The organism is [Zimmermannella] bifida NBRC 103089, from assembly GCF_001570925.1.
In the GTDB taxonomy this organism is placed as follows: Bacteria; Actinomycetota; Actinomycetes; order Actinomycetales; family Microbacteriaceae; genus Gulosibacter; species Gulosibacter bifidus.
Genome location: NZ_BCSP01000015.1, coordinates 14,940 through 27,895 on the forward strand (window position 1 = coordinate 14,940; position 12,956 = coordinate 27,895).

Sequence of the window (12,956 nt, forward strand, 5' to 3'; positions counted from 1 at the left end):
CGCGGCGAGGCTGGTTTAGCGAGTTCTTCGCGCAGATGGCCCACGATTTACTCGGAGTTCTCCGCGGCGTGCTCCATAACCGGGAAGTCCTGGAGCGCTGCAATCGCGGCCTTGCGGCTGTCGAGGTATTTGGTAATCCCGCGCCCGAAACGCGGCCGCCTGCACACGTGTAAGCTTCGCGATGCCGCGTGCTTTCGACGAGGCTGCTGCCATGAAGATATCGGCTCCGGTTGCCGTCATGGTCTCCCGGCTCGTTGCGATCAGGCGGTCGGCTTCTTCGAGTTGGCGGGAGGTCAGTTCTTGAACCACACCTTGTACGGATAAGTCGTTCTTATCCCACACGCCATGGTCGTAGACGAGCCATTTGGTGGCCAGTGAGTAGCGGATTTTGTTCGCGTACTCGCCAGCCAATGTGTCTGCCTGACCGACATCGGAAAAATCATCCGGACGTAAACCTGCTAACGCCTCGTATACCTCGGGCGGCAGGTAGCCTGGATCAGCAGCAACCTCCGAGGCGAACCTGCACGCTGAGTTCCAGATTTTCGCCAGCTCGCTGTCGTTGAGCGGCGGTTCGCACAGATTCGCCTCCCCGGTCACACAGGTCACGGGCCTGATCTGTCTCCCCGTATCGAATGAGGACTCGACCGGCGAAGCGTGACAAGGTGGGGTTGGGTTTGAGGTTGAGGGGGTACTAGTGGGCGCGCTTCACGCGCAGCGCCACCAGGCCCGCGCCGATCAGTGCGAGCGCGATGCCGGCGAATGGCAGCAGTGACTGCGCACCGGTCGCCGCGAGCGAGCCGCCCTGCTGGGCAGCAACCGGTGCGGCACTCGCAGTTGGTTCGGCGGATGCGGCGGGTTCCGTAGCCGGGGTTGATTCGGCAGGCGCGCTTGGCTCGGCAGGTTCGCTCGGTTCTACTGGGTCAACTGGAGGAGTCGGCTCGGTTGTCGGCGCCACGGCTGCCGGGAATGCGAAGGTCGCCCAGACCAGGCGGTGGTCCGAGGTTGGGAACGGGTATTCGCCGGTCAGTCGCACGAGCTCGTCGGCGCGGGTTGGCCAGAACACGCCTGCGTCAACGGTGGATGCGGCGGCGTTCGCGAGCACGTAGTCCACGCGCAGGTTGCCCGGTGCGGGCTTGTCGTTGAAGTCGGCCGTGTCGAGCGCTGGGTCGGCCTGGTGCGTTTCGTTCGCGCCAGCCTGGAGCTGTGCAGCTTCTGTGGCGCCGGCCGAAGTGGGCTTCGGGTCGAGGATGAGTGGCGAGTCAAGCAGCTGCTGGATCGCGCCGTCCCATGAGTCGCCGTCAACCGGGTCAGCGTTGTAGTCGCCGACGATCACGAAGTTCGCGCCGGCTTCGAGGCCGCCGGTGACGCCCTTGTCGTCGTAAAGGTAGTCAGCGTTCTGCGAGATGTAGTCGGCCCAGATGCGGATCTCGTCGTGGTTGCGCTTCTGGTTGCGCTTTTCGGCACCGTCAAACGACGGGGGAGTTGGGTGGGCGGCGAGCACGTGCACGGTGGTGCCGTTCACATCAACGGGAATGTCAGCGTGGGTCTTCGACGAAAGCGGCATCACGGCGAGTTCTTCGTCGCTGTACCAACCGGTGCCATCGGCGTTTTCGGGCAGGAGCGCGCCGGGCATGTCCTGCCACTTGAAGTTCTGGAAGGTGCGCACTGCGGCTTCGTCGATCGGGTACTTCGAGTACACGACGAATCCGTACTGGCCGGGGAAGAGGCCGAAGCCGAGGGCGTCATCGGGGCCGCCGACGTTGCCGTCGTTGTTCAGGTCGAAACCGCTGGGAACACCGGTGTTGACCGGGCCGGTCCACATGTAGGGGTAGTCGGCTGCGGGGGCGCCGTTCTGCGAAACTTCGAGGTAGTTGTCGCGGAACAGGTTGGCCGAGTTTTGGGCTTCGTCGTAGTCGAACTCGTTGACGAGCACGATGTCGGGGTTGGTGCGCTGGATCGTTTCGGCGACGTTCTGTGCCTGTTCATTGCTGCCGTCAGCGAGGTCGGTCTGCAGCTGCCCGTCGGCGGTGCGGTTGAGGCTGGCGTTGAACGTGGCGACGGTCACTTCTTCAGTTGCTGGGGCGTCGGCCGCCTGTGCCTGGTTACCGGTAGGCAAGAGTGTGAGCGGCAGGGCCGCGGCGAGGAGCGCGGCGAAGCGGAACTTCATTCGATGTCCTTCAGTGTGGTCGTGGATGCGTGTCGTCCAGACACGTCGGAACGCTGCGACGGTGCGGCGCACGGTCTGGGCACGTTCCAAAGTGCGCTGACACGGTAGTGAACACAAATACACAAAGGGAATCGTTACGGTTAACGTTCGGAGAACGAACCCGTGGTGGTGTCGTCTGCGGGTAGGTGCAGGTGGCGTGTGAGGAACGGGTCGATCTTGGTGCCGGTGCGCAGCACCGAAACACGACCATTGGGTTCAAACACCGCCAATTGCACTTCGCTGCAGCGACGAATACCGGCCAGGCGCAGCGAGCTGGCGAGTTCATCCGGGGTCATGTGTGCGCGGTTGAGTCCTTGGTGCAGGATGCGGCCCTCGCGCATGAGCACGATTGGTGTCTGGTTGACGAGACGGCCGCTGGTGGCGCGCTGGCCGAGCTGGCCGATGGTGAACTCGAGCAGGAACAGGGTGCCGAGTCCGAGGATGCCGGAGGGGAGGATTGGGACATCCATCAATACGACGCGGCCGGCGACGGCGCCGAGCATGATGACGACGAGTGCATCGAAGGTGGAGAACTGCGAGAGTACGCGTGCGCCAAAGAGACGAACGAATCCGAGGAATACGACGTAGATCACCACGGTTGAGGCGATCACGGCGAGGGCGTTTTGCCAGCTGATGGCGAACAGGTTCCAAAAGTCGTCCATGGGGTATTCCGTTCTGGGATGCGGCCCGGTTGCGACCACGGTACGCGCTCGGTGCTGGTGGGTTGGTGCGTTCGGGTGTTTGCGAGAAGTTGAGTCGATCTCACTCAACTCACAGCTTCGCGAACTTGACACCGGCCGACTCAAGATTAAACTTGAGTCAGGTTCGCTCAGGGTTACTGGTTTAAGAATCGGTTGCCGAAGCCAATGGAAAAGGCCTGATCGAGCGGAGGTTCTTGCTGGCGCGAATGCGGCGGCGGTGCCTCATCCACACGCACACTAAGCATTGTTCGCCACTTGCAACCGCAGTGGTGCCAGACAGAAGGAGCACATATGTCACGTGCAGTAGGTATTGACCTCGGTACCACCAACTCGGTTGTCTCGGTACTCGAGGGTGGCGAGCCCAAGGTCATCGCTAACGCCGAGGGTCTTCGCACGACCCCGTCGATCGTTGGTTTTGCCAAGGACGGCGAAGTTCTCGTTGGTGAGACCGCCAAGCGCCAGGCGGTTACCAACATCGACCGCACCATCGCTTCGGTAAAGCGCCACATGGGTACCGACTGGAAGGTGTCGGTTGACGACAAGTCGTACACCCCGCAGGAAATCTCGGCGCGTATTCTTTCGAAGCTCAAGCGCGACGCTGAAACCTACCTTGGCGACAAGGTAACGGATGCGGTTATTACCGTTCCGGCGTACTTCAACGACGCTGAGCGTCAGGCAACGAAGGAAGCCGGTGAGATCGCCGGTCTGAACGTCCTGCGCATCATCAACGAGCCAACCGCTGCAGCCCTCGCTTACGGTCTCGACAAGGGTAAGGAAGACGAGCTCATCCTCGTTTTCGACCTCGGTGGCGGTACCTTCGACGTTTCGCTGCTCGAAGTTGGTAAGGACGACGACTTCTCGACCATTCAGGTTCGCGCAACCGCCGGTGACAACCGCCTCGGTGGTGACGACTGGGACGAGCGCATCGTCGAGTTCCTCTCGGCAGAATTCAAGTCGCAGACCGGCGTTGACGTTTCGAACGACAAGATGGCCCTGCGCCGCCTGAAGGAAGCCGCAGAGCAGGCGAAGAAGGAGCTCTCGAACTCGTCGAGCACCGCAATTCAGCTGCCATACCTCTCGGTCACCCCTGAAGGTCCAGCAAACCTCGACACCACGCTGACCCGCGCGAAGTTCCAGGACCTCACCAAGGACCTGCTCGAACGCACCAAGAAGCCGTTCAACGACGTTGTTCGCGAAGCCGGCGTCAAGGTTTCGGAGATCGCCCACGTCGTGCTCGTTGGTGGTTCGACCCGTATGCCAGCCGTTGTCGAGCTCGTTAAGGAACTCACCGGTGGTAAGGAGCCAAACCAGGGCGTGAACCCAGATGAGGTTGTCGCCATGGGTGCTGCGCTGCAGGCCGGCGTGCTGAAGGGTGAGCGCAAGGACGTGCTGCTCATCGACGTCACCCCACTGAGCCTCGGTATCGAGACCAAGGGCGGCATCATGACCAAGCTCATCGAGCGCAACACCGCTATCCCAACCAAGCGTTCTGAGACCTTCACCACTGCTGAAGACTCGCAGCCGTCGGTACAGATCCAGGTTTTCCAGGGTGAGCGCGAGTTCACTCGCGACAACAAGCCACTGGGTACCTTCGAGCTCACCGGTATCGCACCGGCTCCGCGCGGCCTGCCACAGATCGAGGTCACCTTCGACATCGACGCCAACGGCATCGTGCACGTCTCGGCAACCGACAAGGGCACCGGTAAGGAGCAGTCGATGACGATCACCGGCGGCACCAGCCTTGCCAAGGACGACATCGACCGCATGGTTCGTGAAGCTGCCGAGCACGAAGAAGAAGACAAGAAGCGTCGCGAAGCTGCCGAGCAGCGCAACGTCGCCGAGACCACGGTGTACCAGGTCGAAAAGGTCATCAGCGAGAACGACGAGAAGCTTCCTGCCGACGTCAAGAACGAGGTCCAGGCGGACATCGACGAGCTCAAGACTGCGCTTGCTGGCGAAGACGACGACGCCGTCAAGGCCGCATTCGAGAAGCTCAACCAGTCGCAGCAGAAGCTCGGCGCAGCCCTCTACCAGGCCGAACAGGCAAACGCTGAGGCTGCCGGTGCTGAGACCCCAACCGACGCCGCCGAGAACGATGACGACATCGTTGACGCCGAGGTCGTAGACGAAGACGACCAGGACGAGAGCAAGAAGTAGCCATGACTGAGCAGAACCGGAACGAGAACGAAACCCCGCGGGAAGAACCCACGACGCCCGAGGAGCAGCAGAACTCGTCCGAGGCTGCCGCGGCCGAGGCTGGCGACGACGAGTTGCCCGTGATCTCGGAGGACGAGCTCAACTCGCTGCTCGAAGAGGCAATGGCCAACGCGAGCGCGAGTGACTCGCCCGCCGCAGACGGTGCGGATGCGGATGCATCCGGAACCGCAGACGAGGCAAGCAGCGACGCGCAGGCGAGTGACGAAGCCAACGATGATCCGCACGGATACCTGGCAGACCTCAAGCGCCTGCAGGCGGACTACGCCAACTACCGTCGCCGCACCGACCGAGAGAAGGACGAGCTGGCTGACATCACCACCGGCAAGGTTGTGAAGCAGTTGCTGCCCGTCCTGGACGACCTCGACCGTGCCGAAGCCGCTGGCGACCTCGAAGCGGGAACCCCCATGGAGGTAATCGCCACCAAGTTCCGCAGCACCATCGCCAAGCTGGGTGTGGAGCGTTATGGCGAAGCTGGCGAAGCGTTCGACCCGCAGGTCCACGAAGCCGTCGCCCAGCTGCCCAACCCCGAAGTGACCGAAGCCACGATCGCTGACGTTGTCGAGGTGGGCTACCGCATCGGCACCCGCGAGATTCGTCCCGCAAAGGTGGCAGTGTTCGTCGCTGCTGAATAAACCGGCACCGGAAATGGGGATGCTCTGGTGCAGTACCAAAGCATCCCCATTGCCGTACCAAGATGAGCCGGAAGGCGGAAAGGACGCAGCGTGGCAAGCCAAGACTGGCTAGAGAAGGACTTCTACAAGATCCTCGGCGTCGAAAAAGACGTCACGAGCGCCGACCTTAAGAAGCAGTACCACCGCCTCGCGCGGAAGTACCACCCAGACTCGAACCCCGATAACCCCGAGGCCGAGGCCAAGTTCAAAGAGGTGTCGGAAGCCTACGACGTGCTCTCCGATCCCAAGGACCGCCAGGAATACGACCAGATTCGCGCCATGGGTGGCGGCCCTCGGTTCACCGGTGGCCCAGCGGGCGGACCGACGGGATTCGAAGACGTATTCGGCGACCTGTTCGGTCAGGCGGGACGACGAGGCGGCACCTATGCCCCCGGCGGATTCGGTGGTCAGGGTGGCGGCTACGAAGACCTCTTCAACATGTTCGGCGGCACGGGAAGCGGCTACCAACGCGGACCAACCAAGGGTGCCGACCAGCGCGCACAAACCACGCTGAGCTTCATGACGGCGCTTAACGGTGACACGATCGACCTGCAGGGCCAGGGCGGTCGAACCGTCACCGTACGCGTACCGGCCGGTGTTAAGGACGGACAGAAAATCCGCCTTCGCGGCAAGGGCGCACCAAGCCCGAACGGTGGCCAACCCGGCGACCTCATCCTTGAAGTCACCGTGCGCGAACACCCAGTGTTCCGGCGCGAGGGTGACAACATCGTGGTTACCGTGCCGGTCACCTTCGCCGAAGCCGTCTACGGCGCCACGATCGAAGTGCCCACGACCGACGGTGCAACCGTCAAGGTCAAGGTTCCCGCCTATAGCCAGGCCGGTAAGAAGCTGCGCGTACGCGGGCGCGGTGCTCCCAAGAAGAGTGGCCACGGCGATCTGATCGTGCAACTCGAAGTGGCGGTACCGAGCAACCTCAACAAGGAACAGCGCGAGGCCCTCGACGCATTTGTCCAGGCGTCCAACGACGAGAACCCGCGCGACGACCTCATGCGTCAAGCCCACGGGTAGGAGGCGATCATGACCATGCCACCAACACTCGACCCAGACGACACCACCCCGGTATTCCCGATCGCGGTGGCGGCCGAGCTGGCCGGCATGCATCCGCAAACCCTGCGCCAATACGACCGACTCGGTCTCGTCGTGCCCGCACGCACGGCAGGCCGAGTCCGTCGCTACTCCCTGTCTGACATCGCTCGCCTACGCGAAATTGCCGAACTTTCCGAAGAAGGCCTCGGTCTTGAGGGCATTCTGCGTGTGCTGCGATTGCGCGAAGAAGTGCAACTGCTTCGCCGTCGCGTCCGCGAACTCGAAGGCGAGCTTGCCGAAGCTCGCACTCGCAGCGGTCAGAGCCGCCGCGTGTTCTCGGCAGGGGAACACAGCGTGGTCGCCATGATGCTCGGCGAACGTCCTCGCCGCGGCGAAATCGTGCGCTGGACGCCACACCCACTGCGTGCCGACCTCGTCACCGGCACCGAATACCGAGTGCGCATCGACTACGACATCGAAGACGACACGCAAGACGCCGGCGACACCGACACGCCTCGCGAACGCAACGGCAACGCATCCCGCGACCGCAATCACTAGGTCAACCGGCCAGCCCGCTCGTTCCCGGGATGCAACCGCATCCGACTCGCTCCGTATCAGACGGATGAATCTGCTGATTCTGCATGCGCTCGTGACAAACTAGGGCAACACCACAATCACGTGGCCGCAACACAATCGGGATGGACATGGACGAGCAGGTAAGCGAGCAGCGCAGCAACCCACCGGCATGGAAATCCGCAATCAGTTGGTGCAGCGCCGCCGCCGTTTGCGCGCTTGCAGCCGGTGGCACCGTGATCGCAATGCAGCAACTGCCAAACTCACAGCCGATGAGCATCCTTGCGCCCACGGCCAGCCCCCTCGAAGCCACACCGACTCCCACGCCGAGCGCCACGGCAACACCGACGCCAACCCCCACGGCGACGCCCGACGCATCCACCCCCGCGACACCCCGCTACGACACCACCTCGCCCGACAGCATCACCGTGCTGGTGAATAAGCAATACCCGCTCAGTGAGGAAAACTACGCACCGAGCGAACTCGTGCAAATGGCCAGCATTGGTGTGCCCTCGATGAACGACCACTCGCTCCGCCGCGAGGCCGCCGACGCTATCAAAGAGCTCTTCCAAGCCGCAGCGAAAGCCGGCCACGAGCTCGACATGACCAGCGGGTTCCGCGATCGTGACCTGCAACAGCAGCTCTACGAGGGGTACATTGCCGACCTCGGTCAAGAGGGCGCCGACGCCACGAGTGCCCGGCCCGGCCATAGTGAACATCAAACAGGCCTTGCCGCAGACATCAGCGCCATCGGTGAAGGATGTGCGCTTGAAGCCTGCTTTGGTGACACGCAGGCGGGGCAGTGGCTGCAACAAAACGCCTGGAAGTACGGATTCATCCTGCGCTTTCCAAAGGATGGCACGGCGGTCACCGGGTACGAATACGAGCCCTGGCACTTCCGCTATATCGGCGTCGACGCGGCCAAGGCCTACCACGATTCGGGTGCCAAAACCTACGAAGAATTCCTCGGCGCAGGTCCAGCACCCGACTACAAGTAGTCCGGCTGCGGCAGTCGATCAGTCCGCACAGCGTGAGTCGTTGGCAAGGCGACGCCCACGCATCCCGCGCACCACGAAGCCAAGCGCGAGCAGGATGACCGTAGTCACGCCGCCAACCATGACGGCCATCTGCGATTGCGGTTCAATCGCGAGCATCACCAGCAGCACGAGCACGAACACGGCCGCGCAGATGCTGCCGATCATGCCGGCTGGCGAATTAAACGTGCCCGGTTCGAGTTCGCCGCGGGCAATTCGGCGACGCATCGAAATGTGGCTCAGCAAGAACATCAGCCAGGTAAAGACCACCGCGAAGCTCGCGACCGAGGCGATCGCCGCAAACATGTCTTCGGGAATCAACTGATTGAGTACGAGCACGAAGCTCACCGCCACGGCCACCATCAAGATCGCCATGACCGGTGTGCCACGACCACTCGTGCGCGCGAACGAACGCGGTGCATCCCCGAGCTCAGCGAGCCCGTGCAGCATGCGGCCGATCGAGAATGTCACTGCGTTCAGCCCCGAAAACGCGGCCGAAATCACGATGAAGTTCAGCACATCGGCAGCCCCCGGCAGGCCGATCGTGTCAAAGATCTGCACGAACGAACTCGTCGAACCGTCGATCGAATCCCACGGCGCCAGGCACAGCAATACGCCGACCGAGCCGAGATAGAAAATCAGGATGCGCCACGGAATCGTGTTGATTGCGCGCGGTACCGCACGCTCCGGGTCTTCGGCCTCCATCGACGCGACCGCCAGCGTCTCGATGCCGCCAAAGGCAAACACGACGATCGTCAGCGAAAGCAGCACGCCCATCGGGCCGTGGGGCATGAACCCGCCATGCTCCCAAAGGTGATGCACGCCCGCAGTCTCGCCCGCGGGCATCCCAAACTGGAACAGCATGATTGCGACACCCGCGACGATCATGGCAATGACCGCCACGACTTTGATTAGCGACAGCCAGAATTCGGTCTCGCCGAAGACCTTTACGTGCACCATGTTGAGCAGCGTCACCGACGCAATTGCCGCGACAATCCATACCCACAGCGGCACGCCCGGGAACCAGCGCTCCAGGTACGCGGCGAATGCCGTGACATCCGCCATCGCCACCACCAGCAGTTCAATAATGAACAGCCAGCCGACCATGAACCCGATCTGCGGCGACAAGTATTCGTGCGCGTACCGGCTGATCGATCCGATTGCCATCGGCTCACGCAATGCCATTTCGCCGAGCGCCCGCATCACCATGAACACGGCGATTCCGGCGGCCAAATAGGCGAGCAGCACCGCGGGTCCGGCAAGCTGTATCGCTCCCGACGACCCCATGAACAGGCCGGTACCGATCGAAGTACCCAGCGCAATGAACTGAATGTGTCGGGTGGTGAGCGCACGAGCAAGGTTCGTGCGCCCACCGGCAGGTTCGGTGGATGCGGCGGTACGGTCGGCGGGGTTCACCTCAGTCATGCGGGCCCCCTAGTCGAGGTGCAGCTGGCGTCGACGTGGGCGCACCACCAGCAGCTCAACGGCAACGAGTACGACGGTGCCGACAAGACCAACGATCAGCGCCGGGACGGTGCTCGCATCGAACGCGAACAGCACGATCACCATCACCATGAACGCGGCCGCGAGGTAGGTGCTCATCAAACCACCCGGAGCCTGGAATGGCCCCTGCTCGATTTCGCCGCGGCGAATCTTGTGGGTCATCGCAATGTGCGAAATCAGGATCATCAGCCACACGAACACGGTCGCGTAGGTGGCGATGCTCGCCACGATCATGAACAGGCCTTCTTCGACCACGGCGTTGAGGATCAGGCCGACGACGAGCGCGCCAGCAACCATGATGACGGCCGCGAACGGTACGCCGCGCTTGTTCGTTTCGCCAAGCTTCTTCGGGGCGTCGCCCTGTGCGGCAAGACCGTGCAGCATGCGGCCGATCGCGAAGCTGTCGGCGTTCAGCGCCGAGAACGATGCGGTGATTGCGACGATGTTGAGCAGGTCTCCGGCTGCAGCAATGCCGAGCACGTCGAAGATCTGCACGAACGGGCTGTTCTCGCCGTCGATGTCGGTCCACGGAATCAGGCAGAGGATGACACCGATTGAGAGGACGTAGAACAGCAGGATGCGCCACGGAATCGTGTTGATCGCGCGCGGCAGGTTGCGGTGCGGGTCCTGAACTTCGGCCGATGCGGTGCCGAGCGTCTCGACCCCACCGAATGCGAAGACCACCACCGCGAACGACAGCAGAATGCCGAGCACACCGGTGGGGGCGAAACCACCGTGGTCAACCAGATTGTTAACGCCCGGAGGCACGCTACCGGGCTGGCCGATGTGGAAGATCATGATGGCCAGACCACCGACGATCATCGCGATAATCGCGCCGACCTTAATGATCGAGAGCCAGAACTCAGTCTCACCGAACACTTTCACGTGAATCAGGTTGAGGCCGGTCACCAGCAGGATGACGCCGACAATCCACACCCACGAGGGCACGTGCGGCCACCAGCGCGCGAGGTAAATCGAGATCGCGGTGACGTCAGCAATCGCGACGACGAGCATCTCAATGATGAACATCCAGCCGATCAAGAACCCGGCGCTCGGGCCGAGGTAACGGCGGGCGTAGTAGCCGAACGATCCGCCACGGCTGGGGTCGCGCAGCGCCATTTCACCGAGCGCGCGCATCACCATGAACACGGCCAGACCCGCAACCACGTATGCGAGCAGTACCGCAGGACCGGCCAGGCGAATCGCATCCGCCGAGGCATAGAACAGGCCCGTACCGATTGCCGAACCCAGCGCAATGAACTGGATATGGCGGGCAGTCAGTCCGACCGAAAGTTTGCCGTGGCCGTGACCGGATGCATCCGGCTGCGATTTCGGGTCGGTCGCGGGTTGCGACGCGGTGACGTTGGGTTCTTCGGTTGCGTTCACGTGGGGTTCTCTCTAGTGAGGCATTGCGGTGGCAGCAAACGAATAGCACCGCAAAAACCAGCAGGCTGGCCGAGCGCGGGTAGCGTCTGGACCAGCCTGCCGGGGAGGAATTTGACCGCGTTCAGTATATGCCGAGTTGCAAGGTGATAGTAAGCGGTTTTTCACTTTCTCCGACATTTTGTTCTCGCAGGTGTCGTTTCCTGCGCAAAGTGGCAGCGCAGGCGGTGGTGGATGCGCCGGGTTCAGGCCGCGGGCGGGTAGCATTCGTGGGGAATTGGCGCGGGCACTGGCCGTACGATGCGTGCATGACGAACGTGACTGCATCCACGAAACAACTTGGTGACCTGCGACTCGACGAGTACCTGCTGACGCTGCCACTGGTCTGGGGCGAAGACGTCGATGACCGCACCATCGACGTCTTCGCGCGCGTGATTACCCGCCCCGGCGGCGACGAGCTGCCGTACCTGGTCTTCTTGCAGGGTGGTCCCGGATGCGAGGCCCCGCGCCCGAGTTTTGCGCCGCGCAACCCGAGCTGGCTGGATGCCGCGCTCGCGGACTACCGCGTCGTGATGCTCGACCAGCGCGGCACGGGACTGTCGACGCCGGTGAGCGATCACGATCTTGCTCGTGGTGACGACGAGCTCGCCGAGTACCTGACCCACCTGCGTGCCGACTCGATCGTGCGCGACTGTGAGGCGGTGCGCGAGCACCTGGGTGTGGCGCAGTGGAGCGTACTGGGCCAGTCGTTTGGTGGGTTTACGACGCTGCACTACCTCTCGCGCTACGCCGATTCGCTGCGTGAGGTGTATTTCACCGGTGGCTTGTCGGCCGTTGGGCGCCACTGCGATGACGTCTACCGCACTTGCTACGACCAAATGCGCACGATCAGTGAGCGGTACTACCGTCGATTCCCCGAAGATCGCGAGGTGATTCGCGGGTTGGTGGATGCGGCGCGTAACGGTGAGATTGTGCTGCCCGATGGCGAGGTGGTTTCGGCATCGCGGCTGCGGTCGATTGGTCACCTGCTGGGTGGTCAGGATGGCTGGCAGCGCGTGCACGAGCTTTGCGAGCTCGATCACCGTTCGAATGCGTTCCGGTACGACCTGGCGCAGATGCTGCCGTTTGGTGGCCGCAACCCGCTGTACTACGTGATTCACGAGTCGAGCTATTCGGATGGCTGCGTCACGAATTGGTCGGCGGAGCGCACGATGCCGCAGGACTTCGTGGACGATGTGACGCTGCTCACCGGCGAGCATGTGCGCCGTGAGTGGTGCGACACGGTGCCGGCGTTCAAACCGTGGAAGGGTGTGGCCGAGCGGATGGCGCAGGTCGAGTGGCCGACGCTGTACGACGCGGATGCGATTCGCGCGAGCGGGGTGCGCGGGGCCGCGGCGGTCTACGCAAACGATGCGTACGTGCCGCTGAGCTATTCGCTCGAGACGGCCGAGCTGTTGCCGAATGTGGACCTGTACGTGACGAGCGAGTACGAGCACGGCGGTCTGCGCGCATCCGGCGGCAAGGTGCTGCAGAAGCTGATTGACCTGGTGCACGACCGCACGGTTCGCTAGCTCGGGCCGTGGTGGCCCCGGGTGCCTGCTGGTGCCCGGGGTCTTGAGAC

Annotated in this window: 11 protein-coding genes; 6 read left to right on the plus strand and 5 right to left on the minus strand. The window is 62.8% G+C overall.

Annotated features, from left to right (window positions below; all coding sequences use genetic code 11):
* Positions 1-15: 15 nt before the first annotated feature.
* The 3 genes from ZBI01S_RS09605 to ZBI01S_RS08565 all read right to left on the minus strand — a co-directional run bounded on the left by ZBI01S_RS09605 (position 16) and on the right by ZBI01S_RS08565 (position 2,868).
* Complete coding sequence (locus ZBI01S_RS09605; protein WP_222822386.1) at positions 16-606, minus strand: hypothetical protein; 591 nt, start codon at positions 604-606, stop codon at positions 16-18.
* A gap of 85 nt (positions 607-691) precedes the next feature.
* Positions 692-2,167: an endonuclease/exonuclease/phosphatase family protein gene (locus tag ZBI01S_RS08560; protein ID WP_066059220.1), complete on the minus strand. Its 1,476-nt coding sequence runs from the start codon at positions 2,165-2,167 to the stop codon at positions 692-694.
* Positions 2,168-2,307: 140 nt separating this feature from the next.
* Entirely contained in the window at positions 2,308-2,868 is a 561-nt protein-coding gene (locus ZBI01S_RS08565) for a DUF421 domain-containing protein (RefSeq protein WP_066059223.1), read from the minus strand.
* A 330-nt stretch (positions 2,869-3,198) separates the two neighbouring features.
* Here ZBI01S_RS08565 and dnaK point away from each other — a divergent pair, with 330 nt between their 5' ends.
* The 5 genes from dnaK to ZBI01S_RS08590 all read left to right on the plus strand — a co-directional run bounded on the left by dnaK (position 3,199) and on the right by ZBI01S_RS08590 (position 8,413).
* Positions 3,199-5,064, plus strand: a complete 1,866-nt coding sequence (gene dnaK, locus ZBI01S_RS08570) for a molecular chaperone DnaK (protein WP_066059225.1) — start codon at positions 3,199-3,201, stop codon at positions 5,062-5,064.
* A gap of 2 nt (positions 5,065-5,066) precedes the next feature.
* Positions 5,067-5,756 (plus strand): nucleotide exchange factor GrpE, encoded by a 690-nt coding sequence (locus ZBI01S_RS08575; RefSeq protein ID WP_083524657.1) that lies wholly within the window; start codon positions 5,067-5,069, stop codon positions 5,754-5,756.
* 90 nt (positions 5,757-5,846) lie between these two features.
* On the plus strand, positions 5,847-6,824 hold the full coding sequence (locus ZBI01S_RS08580; RefSeq protein WP_066059229.1) for a DnaJ C-terminal domain-containing protein: 978 nt from the start codon (positions 5,847-5,849) through the stop codon (positions 6,822-6,824).
* 9 nt (positions 6,825-6,833) lie between these two features.
* Positions 6,834-7,400 (plus strand): heat shock protein transcriptional repressor HspR, encoded by a 567-nt coding sequence (locus ZBI01S_RS08585; RefSeq protein ID WP_370664377.1) that lies wholly within the window; start codon positions 6,834-6,836, stop codon positions 7,398-7,400.
* Positions 7,401-7,546: 146 nt separating this feature from the next.
* Positions 7,547-8,413, plus strand: coding sequence for a M15 family metallopeptidase (locus ZBI01S_RS08590; protein ID WP_159421477.1), 867 nt, complete (start codon positions 7,547-7,549; stop codon positions 8,411-8,413).
* 18 nt (positions 8,414-8,431) lie between these two features.
* Here the strand turns inward: ZBI01S_RS08590 and ZBI01S_RS08595 are convergent, their stop codons facing one another.
* Complete coding sequence (locus tag ZBI01S_RS08595; RefSeq protein ID WP_066059235.1) at positions 8,432-9,874, minus strand: amino acid permease; 1,443 nt, start codon at positions 9,872-9,874, stop codon at positions 8,432-8,434.
* 9 nt (positions 9,875-9,883) lie between these two features.
* Positions 9,884-11,338, minus strand: a complete 1,455-nt coding sequence (locus ZBI01S_RS08600) for an amino acid permease (RefSeq protein ID WP_083524658.1) — start codon at positions 11,336-11,338, stop codon at positions 9,884-9,886.
* A 305-nt stretch (positions 11,339-11,643) separates the two neighbouring features.
* On the opposite strand from ZBI01S_RS08600, the gene ZBI01S_RS08605 reads away from it, so the two are divergent.
* Positions 11,644-12,906 (plus strand): alpha/beta fold hydrolase, encoded by a 1,263-nt coding sequence (locus ZBI01S_RS08605; RefSeq protein WP_066059238.1) that lies wholly within the window; start codon positions 11,644-11,646, stop codon positions 12,904-12,906.
* The last annotated feature ends 50 nt before the right edge of the window (positions 12,907-12,956 follow it).